The sequence below is a fragment of the Erythrobacter sp. JB1-15 genome, assembly GCF_057365035.1.
Genome location: NZ_CP200295.1, coordinates 2570835 through 2586406, shown reverse-complemented (window position 1 = coordinate 2586406; position 15572 = coordinate 2570835). Strand labels below are relative to the sequence as shown.

11 protein-coding genes are annotated in these 15572 nt (G+C 59.0%); 2 read left to right on the top strand and 9 right to left on the bottom strand.

The features are described 5' to 3' along the window. Nucleotides 1-12: 12 nt before the first annotated feature. The 4 genes from AC0V6L_RS12485 to AC0V6L_RS12470 form a co-directional block, all read right to left on the bottom strand. Nucleotides 13-768, bottom strand: a complete 756-nt coding sequence (locus AC0V6L_RS12485; RefSeq protein ID WP_486154534.1) for a sulfite exporter TauE/SafE family protein — start codon at nucleotides 766-768, stop codon at nucleotides 13-15. A 33-nt stretch (nucleotides 769-801) separates the two neighbouring features. Further along, nucleotides 802-3564, bottom strand: a complete 2763-nt coding sequence (gene secA / locus AC0V6L_RS12480; protein WP_486154533.1) for a preprotein translocase subunit SecA — start codon at nucleotides 3562-3564, stop codon at nucleotides 802-804. A 99-nt stretch (nucleotides 3565-3663) separates the two neighbouring features. Then, nucleotides 3664-3939 (bottom strand): hypothetical protein, encoded by a 276-nt coding sequence (locus AC0V6L_RS12475; protein ID WP_486154531.1) that lies wholly within the window; start codon nucleotides 3937-3939, stop codon nucleotides 3664-3666. A 78-nt stretch (nucleotides 3940-4017) separates the two neighbouring features. After that, complete coding sequence (locus AC0V6L_RS12470; protein WP_486154530.1) at nucleotides 4018-4710, bottom strand: energy transducer TonB; 693 nt, start codon at nucleotides 4708-4710, stop codon at nucleotides 4018-4020. 89 nt (nucleotides 4711-4799) lie between these two features. Here AC0V6L_RS12470 and argJ point away from each other — a divergent pair, with 89 nt between their 5' ends. Together argJ and AC0V6L_RS12460 are read left to right on the top strand one after the other, a co-directional pair. After that, the gene (gene argJ / locus AC0V6L_RS12465) at nucleotides 4800-6035 is read left to right on the top strand and encodes a bifunctional glutamate N-acetyltransferase/amino-acid acetyltransferase ArgJ (RefSeq protein ID WP_486154529.1); all 1236 of its coding nucleotides are present in this window, start codon (nucleotides 4800-4802) and stop codon (nucleotides 6033-6035) included. Beyond that, on the top strand, nucleotides 6032-6835 hold the full coding sequence (locus AC0V6L_RS12460; RefSeq protein ID WP_486154528.1) for an inositol monophosphatase family protein: 804 nt from the start codon (nucleotides 6032-6034) through the stop codon (nucleotides 6833-6835). Before argJ ends, AC0V6L_RS12460 begins: the two co-directional genes overlap by 4 nt. 75 nt (nucleotides 6836-6910) lie before the next feature. Here AC0V6L_RS12460 and trxA read toward each other — a convergent pair whose 3' ends face one another. Genes trxA through AC0V6L_RS12435 form a run of 5 tightly spaced genes read right to left on the bottom strand, consistent with a single transcriptional unit; the run spans nucleotide 6911 to nucleotide 15564 of the window. Further along, a complete protein-coding gene (gene trxA, locus AC0V6L_RS12455; protein WP_486151228.1) occupies nucleotides 6911-7231 on the bottom strand; it encodes a thioredoxin in 321 nt (106 codons plus the stop codon). Between the two features lie 51 nt (nucleotides 7232-7282). Then, the gene (gene addA, locus AC0V6L_RS12450) at nucleotides 7283-10813 is read right to left on the bottom strand and encodes a double-strand break repair helicase AddA (RefSeq protein WP_486154527.1); all 3531 of its coding nucleotides are present in this window, start codon (nucleotides 10811-10813) and stop codon (nucleotides 7283-7285) included. Beyond that, nucleotides 10810-13839 carry a double-strand break repair protein AddB gene (addB, locus tag AC0V6L_RS12445; protein WP_486154526.1) on the bottom strand — a complete coding sequence of 1010 codons (3030 nt, stop codon included), beginning with the start codon at nucleotides 13837-13839 and terminating at the stop codon, nucleotides 10810-10812. Before addB ends, addA begins: the two co-directional genes overlap by 4 nt. Continuing rightward, entirely contained in the window at nucleotides 13832-14566 is a 735-nt protein-coding gene (locus AC0V6L_RS12440) for a nucleotidyltransferase family protein (RefSeq protein ID WP_486154525.1), read from the bottom strand. Before AC0V6L_RS12440 ends, addB begins: the two co-directional genes overlap by 8 nt. Next, entirely contained in the window at nucleotides 14563-15564 is a 1002-nt protein-coding gene (locus AC0V6L_RS12435; protein WP_486154524.1) for an aminoglycoside phosphotransferase family protein, read from the bottom strand. Before AC0V6L_RS12435 ends, AC0V6L_RS12440 begins: the two co-directional genes overlap by 4 nt. Nucleotides 15565-15572 lie beyond the last annotated feature (8 nt).

Sequence of the window (15572 nt, the reverse complement as noted above, 5' to 3'; positions counted from 1 at the left end):
GCGCCGATCACATTATCCCGCTATCAAAATTCTAACCCCCACAATCAGAACCAGACCCGCCGTCAGCCACCTGACCCAGCGCACAGGCAGAACGCGCGCAGCCATTACGCTGCCGATCTGGCCGCCAATGGCCACTGCGATCAGCAGCGGCAGGCTGTATCCAATCGCGCCTGTAAACGCGCCGGGGCCTTGCTTGGCCAATTGCCCGGCGAGGCCGAACAGCGAATTGATGAGGATGAACAGACTTGCCGTTGCTGCGATCGCGCGCGCATCTCTCCAGCGCGTGAGATGAAGCAGCGGCGCGAGGAATATGCCGCCGCCTATGCCGACCAGCCCTGCAACAAGGCCCATGGGCGCTGCGACAAAGGGCATGGCTTTGGCGAACCGTGTCGGCTCGCTTGCCGCTGACGGGCTGACAGGGACGAGCAAGGTCATGCCGGTCAGGATTAGGCTGATGCCGAGCAGCGCCATAAACAGCGCCTCATCCACCGGGATCAGCCCGCCAATAAAGGCAGCGGGCGCAGCGAGGGCGGTGAGCCCCAGCGCGCCGCGCCATGGCACCAAACCCGCGCGCGCAAACCGCACGCTGGCCCCTGCAACAACAACAATATTACACGCCAACGCGACCAGAGGCAGCAGGCGGTAATCCAGCCCCGATATCGCGAGCAGAGCGGCATAAGTCGAACCGCCGCCAAACCCGACGCTCGCATAAAGCAGCGCCGTCACCGCGAAGGCGAGCGCCAAAAGCGCAGGGATCGCACCAATCACGGGCTAGCCCCTTTCTGACGCGCCGCGCGCAAATTACGCCGCTGGCCGCGCGCCTGCTGCTCCGTGGCAATGCTTGTATTTGTTGCCTGACCCGCACGGGCAAGGCGAATTGCGGCTGACATTCAAATTGGCATAGGGATTATCGGTGTTCGCCCCGCCCGGCCCCGATGCCGCACGCGGAGAGCCCGCTAGCGATCCGAACAGCTCTGGCCGCTCTGCTGAACCATCGCCATCATTGGAATTATCAAGCCCCGTCAGCGGATCGATGTGTCCGGTTAGGAAATCGGGCAGATCGGGCAAAGCTTCGGGTTCGGGCTGTTGCTGCACCAATTGCGCGCGGAACAGGATCTTGGTCACTTCCTCGCGCAGGGTATCGAGCAGACCTTCGAACAGGCCAAACGCTTCCTGCTTGTATTCATTGATCGGCTGTTTCTGCGCGATCCCGCGCATCCAGATCACCTGACGCAGCGCATCCAAAGTCGCCAGATGCTCTTTCCAGTGGTAATCGAGCTGGCGCAGCAGCACTTCTTTTTCCACGCCGCGCCATGCGCCTTCGTCATATTCGGCCGTTTTGGTGTCCATCATCTCATCGGTGATCGCGCGCAGGCGTTCCTCGATGATTTCAGGCTCAACCTGGTTTTCTTCGAGCCATTCATCAAACGGCACTTTAAGATTGAAGATCTCGACCAGTTTTTCCTCAAGCCCGGCGATGTCCCATTGTTCGGGATAGGAACCCGGAGGGCACGCAGTGCCGACCATCGCGTTGATCGTATCGTGACGCATATCGAGCACAACGTCATCCACCGCTTCTGAATCCATGATTTCAGAGCGCTGTTCATAGATGACTTTGCGCTGGTCGTTCATCACGTCATCATATTGGACGACCTGTTTGCGCGCTTCGTAATTGCGCCCCTCGACCTTTTTCTGCGCCGTCTCAATCGCTTTGGAAAGCCATTTGGACCCGATTGCCTCGCCATCTTCGAGGTTTGAATTCATCATTTTGGAAAACAGCGTATCGGGGCCAAAGATGCGCAGCAGATCATCTTCAAGGCACAGGTAGAACCGCGAAAGACCCGGATCGCCCTGACGGCCAGAGCGGCCACGCAATTGGTTATCAATGCGGCGGCTTTCATGGCGTTCCGTGCCCAGCACAAACAATCCACCTGCTTCCAGCACTTTGGCTTTTTCCGCTGCGACTTCCTCTTTGAGCTTGGCGATGGCTGCTTCTTTTTCGGGGCCATCTTCCATGGCGCCAAATTCATCCTCGATCAAAAAGTCGAGATTGCCGCCCAGCTGAATATCGGTGCCGCGCCCGGCCATATTGGTGGCGATCGTCACCGCACCAAGGCGGCCCGCCTGCGCCACAATATGCGCTTCACGTTCGTGCTGGCGAGCGTTTAGAATTTCGTGTTTGACCCCTTCTTCATCGAGGAATTTGCTAAGCAATTCAGACTTTTCAATGGAGACCGTGCCAACCAGAATGGGCTGGCCAATCTCGTTCTTTTCCTTGATCGCTTTTGCTATCGCGGCAAATTTGTCCATCGTATTCTTGTAGAACTCATCGTCCTCATCAACACGCGCGACGGGAAGATTGGTCGGAATTTCAACGCAATTGACTTTGTAAATGTCCCAAAATTCCGCCGCTTCGGTTGCGGCTGTGCCCGTCATGCCGGACAGTTTGGGATACATGCGGAAATAGTTCTGGAAAGTGATCGAGGCCATGGTCTGGTTCTCAGGCTCAATCTTGACCGCTTCTTTCGCCTCGATTGCCTGATGCAATCCGTTGGACAGCCGCCGGCCTTCCATCATCCGGCCGGTAAACTCATCAATCAGGATAACCTTATCATCCTTGACGATGTAATTGTCATCGCGCTTGAACATATGGACCGCGCGCAGGGCCTGATCGAGGTGATGGACAACTTGCGTGTTTTCAACGTCATAAAGGTTGTCGGTTTCCAGCAGCCCTTTTTCGATCAGAAGCTTTTCAACCTCTTCGTGGCCCTCTTCGTTCAGTTGAACATTGCGCGCCTTTTCATCCTTATCGAGCCATTCCTCAGGGATTTCCTTGGCCACTTCGTCAAGCGAGACATAGAGGTCGGATTTATCCTCGGTCGGCCCGGAGATAATCAGCGGCGTGCGCGCTTCGTCGATCAGGATCGAATCCACCTCATCGACAATCGCAAAAGAGAACGGGCGCTGCATCATTTCGCCACGCGAATGCTTCATATTGTCGCGCAGGTAATCAAAGCCAAACTCGTTGTTCGTGCCGTAAGTGATGTCGGAATTGTATGCTTCGCGCTTGGTGTATTCGTCCATATTAGGGACGATCACGCCCACGCTCAGGCCCAGCCAATTGTAAAGCTTGCCCATGTCCTGCGCATCGCGGCGCGCAAGGTAATCGTTGACAGTAACAACGTGAACGCCCTTGCCCTCAATCGCGTTGAGATAAACGGCAAGCGTCGCCATCAGCGTCTTACCTTCACCTGTGCGCATTTCGGCAATCTCGCCGCGATGCAGCACGATGCCGCCGATCAGCTGAACATCAAAATGCCGCATGCCAAACACGCGCATGGATGCTTCGCGAACGGTTGCGAACGCTTCGGGCAGGATATCATCCAGCGTGCTGCCGGTATCCAGCTTTTCGCGAAAAGCATTGGTCTGGGCGCGCAGCCCTTCATCGGAAAGCGCCTGAATTTGCGGTTCAAGATCATTGATTTGCTTAACGATCTTGCCAAGCGATTTGACATAGCGATCGTTGGAGGAGCCAAATACGGATTTGACGAGAGCTTCGAACATGGATGGATTCCTGAAACGGATGCGGCCCGCTTGTGGGGCCATGAATTGTGAGATGTGGGAAAACCGCGCAACCGGCGCGAAAAGGGAAAAAACGAGGCGCTATTCGTAAGCGCGCTCAACACCCATCAATACAGGCAAACGCAATGCCAGCGGCAGCGGCTGAGGCGCAAGATCGCCTTGTTTCGCATCGCGCTGATCGGCTTTTTCCGATGCGATTTTTACTTCGCCATGATTGGCCTGCGCGCCCGTTTCGGCGCTGGCCTCAACCCCGGTATCGCACGCAGCCGATGCCTCAGCCAGATGCGCATGCACAGGCTGGTTGATCGCAGCAAGGCCCGATAAAAGGGCAAGAAAGGCAAACAGATGCCGGGTCATGTGGTCTCAAATAGGGTCATTCACCGCTCACGTCCACCGCAATGGCGCGTTTGACCGGTGATGAGCGGTATCGCAGCGTCATTCTAAGATATCATTAGCTTCGACCAAAACCTTAAGATTGACTCGCTTTGCCACCGGATAGCCATTTTCGTCGCGGTAGACTGCGCGCGGCGGACGATCTATACCCGGACATGGCTCGCGCTCAAAACTCTTGCGCATCGTGTCACTTAGATCGCCAGACATTTCATTCACGTTGCAGTTTTCAACCTTGCCTTCGGCTGTCACGGTGAACGTGACATCGATAACGGTGTTGGTGCCGAATTCGGGCTGTCGCTTGCGCCAATCGATGTAATCGACATACTTGCCCGGGACAGGCTGCCCTTCCGCATTCAGCGCAGGCTCAAACGCCCCGCGCTCCATCGCGATAGAGCAAGTCTTTTGATCGAGAAGGGCTGAGCCAGACGAGGCGAGAATGGTGCACTTTTCGGGCTTGCCCTCTTTACTGACAGAGAGTTCGAACCTCACCGATCCCTCGTCACCTGCCACCCATGCCTCAGGCGGATAGTCGGCAGGTTTCGCCCCTAAGAGGTCGTATGAAACTAGCCTTGGCGGAAGGCGCCCGTCATCCTTCTCAATAACCTCTGGTGGCGGCGCAATCGAAATGGGCGGCGGCGCGGGCGCTGTTTCCTCAGCCGTATCCTGCGCCATTACAGGCGATGCGAGGGTTGAAAGAAGGCCAATGGCCGCAGCACAAAGATGTTTCCTATTCATTGGCATATTCCTAACCGCCCCGCGCATTTTGGCAATACGCCAAACGCCGATTGAACCTGGCCCCAATGCCGCTTAGAGCGCTGTGCATTATGGATCTTGCCCCTTCCCCTCTTGCGCTTCCTTTTCCTGATCTGCCCGATATCGAAGGCGTTACTTTGCGTGTTGCCCATGCCGGATATAAGGATGGCTCACCCAATACCCGCGCTGATCTGACCTTTGTCGAAGTGAGCGAGGGAACCGCTGTCGCAGGCGTGTTCACCCAGTCCGCCTGCGCATCCTCCGAAGTGGAGCTGGGCCGCGAGCAGGTGAAATCGGGCAGCGCGCGCGCTTTGATCGTCAATTCGGGAAATTCCAACGCCTTTACCGGCTATCGCGGGCGCGAAGCGGTGGAGCAGATCATGGCGCAGGTCGCAGGCGGCCTTGGATGCGAGGCGCGCGAGGTTCTGGTGTGTTCAACAGGGGTGATCGGGGTTCCCCTGCCCAAGGATAAAGCGCGCGAAGGCATTGCAGCAGTTCTGAATACAGCCCCCTGTTCCTGGGAGGATGCAGCGCGTGCCATCGGCACGACTGATACGTTTACCAAAGGCGCGCACACCAGCGCCATGATCGGCGCTACGCGGGTCGAACTATCGGGTATTATCAAAGGCTCCGGCATGATCGCGCCTGATATGGCGACGATGCTGGGCTATATCTTCACCGATGCCAATATCGCGCCTGCATTTCTGCAAGAATTGCTCGGCAAGGCCAATGCGCAAACTTTCAGCTGCATCACGGTGGATGGCGACACATCGACCAGCGACACGGTCCTTACCTTTGCAACCGGAAAAGCCGGCAATGCGAGGATCGAAAACTGGGACAGCCCCGGCGCAGATGCCTTTGCCGCCGCTCTCACCGATATGTGCCGCTTACTTTCACAAAGCGTGGTGCGCGATGGCGAAGGGGCCTCCAAATTCATCACCATCCGCGTGTCGGGCGCAGTGTCCGATGAAAGCGCGCGCCGCGTGGGCCTTGCAATTGCGAACTCTCCGCTCGTCAAAACCGCCATCGCTGGGGAAGACGCAAATTGGGGCCGCGTTGTTATGGCCGTGGGCAAAGCGGGCGAACCGGCAGACCGCGACAAGCTCTCCATCGCATTCGGCGGGGTTTGGGCCGCGCGCGATGGCCTGCCGGTCGATGATTATGACGAAGCGCCCGTGGCCGAGCATTTAAAAGGCGAGGAAATCGACCTCGCGGTGGAATTGGGCATGGGCGAAGGCCGCGCGAGCGTTTGGACCTGCGACCTCACGCACGGATATATCTCGATCAACGCGGATTACAGATCATGAGCGAGCTTAGCGCCCTTGATGCGGAAATTCTCGACCTGATGCGCTTTGCCGCCCAGCGTTCAATGCTGCCGCGTTTTCGCGCGCTGGCAGACAGCGATGTCGAGATGAAAGGCGAGGATGATCCCGTCACCATCGTTGACCGCGAGGTGGAAACGTTCCTGACCGACGCGCTCACCAAACTCGCGCCCGGCGTCGCCGTGGTGGGCGAAGAAGCGGTTCATGTGGACAAGAAAGTGCTCGATCTTTTGTCAGAGCAATGCTGGATCATTGATCCGCTGGACGGCACAGCGAATTTCACCGAAGGCAAAGAACCCTTTGGCATCATCATCGCTTTGGCTGATGCGGGCAAAACGGTTGCGGGTTGGATTTACGATCCGAACAAAGACCGTTTTTGCCACACCCGCGCAGGCGAAGGGGCGTTTATCAATGGCGAGAAAATCAAAGCGCGCACCACGGGCAAAACCCCGCCTGTGACCGCCGTCAGCCGGATGTTCCTCACCGAAGAACAATCCGCAATGGTCGATGAAAAGCTCGCCCCGCATTACACTCTGGTCGACATCCCGCGCTGCGCTGCTGAACAATATCCGCGGCTTGCGCTGGGCGAAAACGATGTGTCGAGCTTCAAGCGCACGCTTGCGTGGGATCACGCAGCGGGCGTGTTGTGGCTCAATGAAGCGGGCGGGAAAGCGGCACGATTGGACGGCAGCGAATACCGCGTCGATGAACACGGTAAACCGGGATTGGTCGGCGCATCCAGCCCAGCGATCTGGGATGAATTTGTCAGTCGGGTACTAGATTGACGCGAGTCCCCGCGCAGGCGGGAACCTCTCTCTATATGCGCAGAGGCCCCAGCCTCTGCGGGGGCTCACCACAAATCAGATCGCGCTTTCAATCCACTCTTTCAGCTGGCTTTTCGGCACTGCGCCAACTTTGCGCGCGACCTCTTCGCCGTTTTTGAACATCACCATGAGCGGGATCGACTGGACGCCCATATCCGCTGGCACGCCTGTGCTTTCCATGATGTCCATTTTCGCGATAGTCACGCTATCGCTCAATTCCTCGCTGATCTCTTCCAAAGCGGGTGCGATCATTTTGCACGGTCCGCACCAATCGGCCCAGAAATCAACCAGCACAGGCTTATCGCTATCCAGCACATCGGTTTGAAAGCTGTCATCGGTTACATTGACGGTAGCCATATCTAAGGTCTCCTGAAAAGTGTTGCATTGCATCTAGTGCGGCAGGCGCGATCACTCAATAAGCGGCGGCAGATAGCTTTCCTGCGTCTTGCCCAAAGCATTCTTGTGCGCTTCGATCAGTGCAGCGGGCAATTCGAACAGCTGCGGCGCGTGTGTGTAAAGCAGGCCAGCGCGGACGCTGCGTCCCGGATAGATCACTTGCAACGCCGCGACATAGGCCGCCATCTGGCGCAAAGCCGCACGCGGAACGGCATCCACGCCGGCAGGCGGGCGGCGCGTGGTTTTGTAATCGACGACCAGAATATCGCTGTCTGTCACCAGCAGCCGATCAATCGTGCCCGCAATCACCGCGCCATCAACCGTTGCGGCCAGCGGCACCTCGGCCAAAGTGCCGGGCGCAAACAGATCGGCAAAGGCGGGGTGTTCGAGAACCTTCATCGCATCACTGAGCATTTCGGCCCGCGCCGCCTCGGACAGATCGGCAGCTTGCCGGGCAAGCCATGCCGCACCCGCATCGCCCCGCGCACCGGGCGCGATATCGGGCAAGCGTTCGAGCAATTTGTGGATCAACACCCCGCGCCGAGCGGCCTCTGGCGCGCTCGCAGCACCGGTGCCAAGCGGCGGATCGCTGCCCAGATCCTCCCCTGCATTGCTGGGGGCAAGCGGGCGCGGCGGGCGCGGTTCCTCACCAATAGGTGTCGTTGCCCATTGCGGCAGCTTGGTCGCCATAGGCGCGCCGCTTGCATCATCATCAGGCTCCAGCGGATCGGCGCGCGCGCGCCACTCGCGGCGCATCCCCCAGATTCCATCGTCAATCTCGTGCCCTTCAAAGAGCGGCGCAAGCCGCGCATACCAGCTATCTTCGTGCGGCACGCCGTTTTTCGCTGCACGCGGGCCAAGCGACCCGCCCACAAACAGCGCTTCTTCTGCGCGAGTCATCGCGACATACATCAGCCGCCAATGTTCCTGTTCCTGAGCCGCCTTGGCCGCGTCCTCGGCCTCTTCCACTCGCCCGGCTTTCTCCGTTTTGGAAAGCGCGGGCAGCGGGATTGAAGTAGGCGGGCTGTCATCCGGTGCACCGCCCAGCGCCGTCTCTTGCAGTTTGAGATCACCGGGCGACCCCGGCGCGCCCGCTGCATCGGCGAGGATAACTATCGGCGCTTGCAAGCCTTTGGAGCCATGGACGGTCATCACCCTCACTTGCCCCGTCGCGCTGTCGGCATCGCGTTTCAATTCAGCAGAGCCTGCTTCGAACCATTGGATAAATCCGGCAAGGCTGGGCGTCCCAATCGTCTCGTAAGCGAAAGCGGCGTTGACCAATTCGTCAATCGGATCATTCGCCTCGCGCCCCAATCGCGCAATCAATTTGGACCGGCCTTGCCATGGCCCCACCAGCAGCCAAGAAATAAGCGCCTGCGGGGTCTGATAATCGGCCCGCCGCAGCAATTCGCGCAAGGCATCGGCGGTTTGCGCGGCAAATGGATCGTCAGATTTGCGCAGATGATCCCACAATTTTACCCCGTAATCGCGCGGAGCATATTGCAGCAGATCATCCTGCGACCACCCGAGCAATGGCGAAACCAGAACGTTAGCAAGCGACAGATTATCATAAGGTTGTGCTGCAAACTTAAGAGCCGCTATCAAATCCTTCACAGCCAGCGGATCACCCAGACGCAGCCGATCAACCCCGGCGACGGCCACGCGCTTTTCATGCAGTTTGGCGACAATTTGCCCTGCTAGCTCGCGCCGTTTTTGGACCAGCACCAGCACATCGCCTGCCTGCGCATGGCGCGGTGTGTCCCCTTTTTCGAGTACCAGCGGCTCTTCAAGGCTGACCCATTGGCGCACCTGTTCAGCGATTTTTTCAGCGAGCACCGTTTCATGCTTGGCCAGCCAATCGCGCCCTTCGCCATCGTCAGAATTGCTTTCGGCTTCGTTTTCGCCCGCAATCACTGGCTTCCACAAGGTAACCTGTCCGCCCAGTTCCGGTTTGAAAGATCGGTGATCTTCGGGCGGTTTATCAAGGCCGAACGCATCGTGCCCCAGCTGCGCCATTGCCGCATTGACGAAATTCAGCACCGCAGGCGTGGTGCGATAGGACAGGCCCAGCTCCAATTCCCGCCATGTCGGCACGCGGCGCTGATCGCGCAGACCGCTGGCATTTTGCTGAGCAGAGGCAATCTGGCGCTCAACCTTTTTGCGAGCGCGCGCGAAGTTTTCCGGGCTGGTCCCCTGAAATCCGAAAATGGCCTGTTTATAATCGCCGACAGTAAAAATGGTGCGCAAGGCGTCACCCGATGCCCCGTCGCCGCTGAAGAAATCATCGATCAGCGCAAACACAATATCCCATTGCGCCTGATTGGTATCCTGCGCTTCGTCGATGAGAATGTGGTTAAACTGGCGATCAAGCTTATAGCGGATCCAGGCAGATGTGTCGGGATTGCCCAGCAATTGCGCCGCTTTGACGATCAGATCGTCAAAATCGATCAACCCCTCGCGCGCTTTGGCCGCTTCCCATTTGTGCGCAAATGCGCCGCCCAACTCAAACGCAGCGGTAAGAAAATGGGACAGCGCAAGCAAAGTGCGGCGCTCTTCCACTCGGCTGACCGCATCTGCGATCAGATCCTGCCCCTCGGCAAAGCCGGGCGATGCCTCACGCGGTTTTTTGAGCACCAGACTGGCCGTGCCGTCCGCTTTCAATAGCGTCTTGCGAAACATCGGGTAAATTTCGCGCCGAACAGCCTCATCCGCGCCGATCCATTGGGCAATGAAATCAAGGCATTTATCCGCCGTTTTCGTGCCCCATTCACGCAAAGGTTCAACCATTGCGGCCGCTTCGCCATCGGGGAAGACATCAGGGTGCAGACCTTCAAATGCCCAATCCTCATCCGCGCTGACGGGAATTTCAATGAGGCGGCAAACCCGCGCGCGCATCGGACGTTTCCAAGACGTATTACCGTGCCACATCCCGCTTGCCCCGGCGCAGCGCATCAACCAGCTCTGCACCGCTGCGGGATCCTTGCGCGTGGTCAGCATGCGCATCGCATCGAGCACAACCGCGTCGTTATTCGCCTCTGCCTCGATCAGCACATCGGCCAGCACATCGCGGGATAGCAGGTCGCGTTCGCGGTCCTCCATCGGGCGCGCGCCGGGGGCAAGATTGGCCTCTTCCGGGAAATTGGCGAGCAGCCACTGCGAAAACGCGTGGATCGTATCAATCCGCAGCCCCCCGCCGGGGCAATCGAGCACGCTTGCAAACAAAGTGCGCGCATGGGCCTGTGTTTCAGGACCGATATCTGCGCCCAGCGCTTTCAATTCCTTACTAAGCCGCGTGCCCGGCATCCTTACCCACCGCGCCAGCACCGAATTGATGCGGATCGCCATTTCGGCCGCGCCCGCTTTGGTAAAAGTCAGGCACAGAATATCGCCCGGATCGACATCAGGGCGAAGCAGCATTCTGAGCACACGGGCCGAAAGAACCTGCGTTTTGCCCGTGCCGGCAGAGGCGGACAGCCAGACATTATCCTCAGGTTGCGCTGCTTTCAGCTGATTGCCGACAAGTGGGAAAACCTTGCCGCTCATGCGTCACCGCCGGCGGTGCTGCCCGCGAACAGATCAATCGCCCATTCTTCAAGCCGCATCAGTTGATCGTAATCCGAATAGCCATCGTAATCAGGGTTTTCGCGCGCGGTGAAAGGCTGCGTGCCTTTCAGGTATTTGGCAATCGCCTCGGTCAGCTTAGCCTCGTGATGGGGGAGGAAATCTTCGGGACCGCGTTGGCTTTCCTTCATACTAAACTTGTCTTTTGGAGAGATTCGCGTGCCAAAATCCTTGTCTTTTTTATCGCGGCCTAGAGACCAATATTCAAACGCACTGGCGTCACCGTTGATCAAACGGTCATCCTCTTCAAAAGTACCATGCTGCGCGATCAGGCCAAGCAGCCCCAGTTGTAAAGCATAGCCTGCTTCAATCTGGTCAGGTTTGGGCGGCGATCCCGTTTTATAATCAACAATGGCAAGGCTTCCATCCGCCATCCGGTCAATCCGATCAGCCCGGCCCAGCACGCGCACGCCGTTGAATGTCATCGCGCCTTTGATCTCTGTCGCAAGGATATGGCGCCCATCGGCGCGCGCTTCGATAATCCACGCTTCAAATCGCTCCAGCGCCGCCAGAATGCGCGGTTGCCACAGCCCGCGAAACAGCGGGTGCACATTGCGTTTTGCCAGAAAATCGCGCGCAAAATCGGTAACGCTTTCGCTCGCCCCTGCCCTGCTCCACGCATCCAGCAGTTCATGCACCAAAGTTCCGCGCAAAGCAGGATCGCTGAACGGATCAGCGCCCAGCGGATCAAGCCTGCGCAGCTGCAAAATCTCTGAAGCATAAAACTGATAAGGATCGCCCAGCAACCGATCAAGCGCGGTCACTTTGATCGCGACATCGCGCTGTTTCGCGGTCGGGCACGGCGCGGGGACCGGGTATTTGGGCGGATTGTCAGGCGGGGTCCGGTCGATCAGCGGCAGGATCGCAGGAATATCGCGCAAAGTGTGCTCGCGCGTCATATCCTCGCCCAGCAAGGCGGTGACGCGCAACCAGAAACGCGAAGGCAAAGTTGGCCCATCGGCATCGCGCAAGGAGCGGGTCAGCACCACTTCGCGCGCGCCCATTGCGCCTGCCAGATCATGCGCGGCCAGCCCGATGCGGAATTCAGCCCCCGGCACTCCCAATGCGCGCAGAATAGGCGGGGCAAGCACTGGATCAGGCCCTGGCACTTGCGGCCAGCTGCCTTCATTCAGCCCGGCACAAATCACCAGATCGGCGCGCGCCATGCGCGATTCCAGCAGGCCATAAATCGCAATACGCGGGTGGCTGCCATAAGGGGGGCGCACTGCAATCTCGTCCATCGCCTCACGCAGGATGAGCGCCAGATCGGCAGACGCAATCTGCGTGCCCGCATTGCGCGCGTGGAGGCGCACATCCTCAATCATATTGGCAAGAGCGCGCCCATCTTCGAGCGCCCAGACATCCTCGCCGCCCAGCGCCTCAGCGGTCTGCGCGCAGGCATCGAGCGCGTCGGCCAAGCCGATTTGCGCAGGCATGTCGGTGACGGGCGCAAGCAGGCTTTCCACTTCGGCAAACCACTGCGCCACATCCGCTTTGCGCGCGGTTTCGCGAAGCGGTTCAAGCCCGGGCGCAGGCGCCGGGCCGCGCAACCGGTGATCGAATGCGCGCAGTGCAGTAAGCCACGGGCCGCGTGCACCTTCGGTTTGGGCGCGCACCAAGGGATGAGCCAATGCCGCGATCAATCCAGCAGGCTCCAACCCGTCAGAACCGATTTGCGCAATCAGCCCCAGCAACCGGCCCGCAGCCGTCAGGGACAAGGGCCGCCCTGCACTGTCGTCTGCTGTTATGTTCCAGCGCGACAAATGCTGCACCACCCGGCGCGCCATTGACCGGTCGGCGCTGATGACAGCGATGCGTTTTTCCGGCGTTTCCAAAGCCTCTCGCACCATCAGGGCGATGGCCTGCGCTTCTTCTTCGGATGTGCCAGTTTCCATCAGGGACAGACCCGGCATCCGCCGCTTATCTGCATCCAGATCAACCCAGACTTTGCTCGCTTTGGGCGGCAGGAAAAGCGAGCTGATCGCTTTGCTGCGCTGCGGGGCTGCGGCCCCCTCGCCTTTGCGATGCCAATTGCGAACCTCTCCGCGTGCAGCGCCCATGCGTTCAAGCAGCAGTTTGAGGTGATATTGCGGATGGGTGACGGCATCGCGCCTGCTGAAGGCTTCGCCATCAACCTCGTCAGCCGCGCCTGCTCTGCCAAGCTCGTCCCACGCCTCCTCGCTCATCGCCAGATCGAGATCGGGCAGCACGACCGACCCCTGAGGCAGCCCTGCGACCACGCGCAGCAAGCGCGCCAAAGCTGGCGCGGCGCTGGTAACGCCGGCTGCAATGATTGGCGATTGCGGCGGGTTGGCGCGCCATTGTTTCGAAGCGCGATCAAACAAAGCGCTGCGCCGCGTTGCCGCATCCACTTCGCCCGTTCGGGCCAGGCGATCATTCCAGTGCGCTTGCACATTGGCAAAGATGCGGATCGAGTTTTGATAGTGCTTTGAAATGTTCTGAAATTCGTTGATGACAGCAGGATCAACCAGATCAGCGGGCGATTTCTGCTCAACCAGCAATCGGTCCATCACGCGCGCAAAATCACGCGCCATGCGAAGCCGCACCGCGCCGGGGAGCGGGGGCTCGTTCTCCTTTGCGCGTTCCAGCGCGATCAATTCGGCCAGGTCCAGCCAGCGCCGCCCCGGCTCCACCGCAGGCGCAATCTCGCCCGCATCCAGCGGATCGAGGAGCGCGCCCAGCGCCTCATCCAGATCGAGATCGCCAATCGCGACCATGCGCGGCATCAGCAGGCCCGTATCGCCCGAATGCCGGATAAATGCCTCGGACAAAGTGCGCGCAGCGCGGGTGCTGGGGACAAGCAAAGTGGTTTTTGCAAGGCCCAAAAGCGGGTCTGCGTATCGCGGCACCAAACCGGCCACCAGAGCATCAGCAAAGCCGCGATGCGCAGCGATGGAATAGAGATTGAGCGAGGATGTATCAGCCACGCCGGAGAGCGTCTTCGGTGGGCTTGATCGCTTGCGGTGTGCCGACCTCATACCATTGCCCGGTAAAGGAGACGCCGAACAGGCGGCCTTCCTCTATCGCGCGGTTCCACAATATGTTGGTTGAGAATTTGCCATCGGGCGCATCGCGGAGCAGGCGGTGCGATACCAGCTGAATGCCGGTATAGATGAACGGAGCAATCAGGCCCGGACGCCGGCGGGACAATTTCCCGCGCGGGTCCATATAAAAATCACCCGTACCGCTAAAATTGGCCGCGCGAATATGCGGGACGACCAGCAGCAATGCGTCCATTTCATCAGCGTTCCAGCGTGCCGACAAATCAGCAAAGGCATCGCGCGGACCATCAAGCCAGATATTGTCTGCATTCAAACAGAAGAACGGATCGGCAAGCTTGCCTTGCGCTTTGACCATGCCGCCGCCTGTTTCGAGCAGCGCCTCACGCTCATCCGAAATGACGACTTTGGGTGCAGGCCGGTCCAGAACATGCGCCTCAAGCGCATCGGCAAGGTAGTGCACATTGACCACTGCACGCGCCACGCCCGCTTCGGCCAAGCGGTCAAGCGCGTGATCGATTAGAGGTTTGCCGGCGACGCGAACCAAAGGCTTTGGCTGGCTGGCGGTGAGCGGGCGCATGCGTTTGCCCATCCCTGCTGCCATCACCATGGCAGTATCGCTGGCAAGGCCGTGTGCGCCTGGCTCCTTTGTCATGCGATCGTGCCTCCGCCCGATGCGCGCAGATCGGCAGGGATATTGGCATCAAACCACGCGGCCACAGGGCTGAGCGCGCTATGCGCCAAATCACGCTCCATCGCGGCCCAGACGCGCGGGATCATGCTGAGATAGCGCGGCTTTCCATCGCGTTTGTAAAGCCGGGTGAAAATGCCCACAATCTTCGCATTGCGCTGCGCCCCAAGCCGCGCGTAATCGGCGGCAAAGTGTTCATCAGGCTTTGCGCGCGCCACATACCGTTCCAGCATGGCGGCCTCTAGCTCGGCCGAAACATCGCGCCGCGCATCCTGCAACAGCGACACCAGATCATAAGCGGGATGGCCGGCAAGCGCGTCCTGAAAATCGATCAGTCCTTGCGTCGCAGAAGGCGATCCGCCCAGCAGCATGATGTTTTCCGCATGATAATCGCGCAGCACTGTCACTGGCTTTGCCTGACGCGCAATCATGGGGCCAAGCGCTTCTTCCCATGCTGCGATATAGCCATCGACATCGACATCAAGGCCCTGGGCCGGCGCATACCATTCGGTCAGCAGAGCCACTTCGCGATTATATGTCGCCATATCATAGGGATCAAAAGGGCCTGCGGCGCGCTGATGCAATTCAACCAGCGCATCAATCGCGGTTTCGTAAGCGGCGGTTTCGCCGTCGGGATTTAGGTCTATCCAATCGCGCATCCGGTCATCGCCAAAATCCTCGATCAGCACCCATCCGCGCGCTGCATCATCGGCAAGGATATCGGGCGCGCGCATGCCGTTTTCGCGCAGCCAATGGGCGACTTTCAGGAACGGTGCGGGATCTTCGTGCGGCGGCGGAGCGTGCATCAGCATCGCCTTATCGCCATCCGGTTTGGCTCCATCCGGTTTGGACAATCTGAAATAACGCCGGAACGAAGCATCGCCGGGAATGGGATCAATCGCCGCATCCGCCCAGCCCGCTTTATCCAAAAACGCGCCCATGCCTTCGGGTTGATCACTCATGCGGTACA

What these genes read in the sequence shown, in the direction of transcription:
- AC0V6L_RS12460 (WP_486154528.1), top strand. Translation starts at nt 6,032, where the DNA reads ATGAGCGAGCTTAGCGCCCTTGATGCGGAAATTCTCGACCTGATGCGC.
- AC0V6L_RS12475 (WP_486154531.1), bottom strand. Translation starts at nt 3,939, where the DNA reads ATGACCCGGCATCTGTTTGCCTTTCTTGCCCTTTTATCGGGCCTTGCT.
- AC0V6L_RS12440 (WP_486154525.1), bottom strand. Translation starts at nt 14,566, where the DNA reads ATGACAAAGGAGCCAGGCGCACACGGCCTTGCCAGCGATACTGCCATG.
- trxA (WP_486151228.1), bottom strand. Translation starts at nt 7,231, where the DNA reads ATGGCTACCGTCAATGTAACCGATGACAGCTTTCAAACCGATGTGCTG.
- argJ (WP_486154529.1), top strand. Translation starts at nt 4,800, where the DNA reads ATGGATCTTGCCCCTTCCCCTCTTGCGCTTCCTTTTCCTGATCTGCCC.
- addA (WP_486154527.1), bottom strand. Translation starts at nt 10,813, where the DNA reads ATGAGCGGCAAGGTTTTCCCACTTGTCGGCAATCAGCTGAAAGCAGCG.
- secA (WP_486154533.1), bottom strand. Translation starts at nt 3,564, where the DNA reads ATGTTCGAAGCTCTCGTCAAATCCGTATTTGGCTCCTCCAACGATCGC.
- AC0V6L_RS12435 (WP_486154524.1), bottom strand. Translation starts at nt 15,564, where the DNA reads ATGAGTGATCAACCCGAAGGCATGGGCGCGTTTTTGGATAAAGCGGGC.
- AC0V6L_RS12470 (WP_486154530.1), bottom strand. Translation starts at nt 4,710, where the DNA reads ATGAATAGGAAACATCTTTGTGCTGCGGCCATTGGCCTTCTTTCAACC.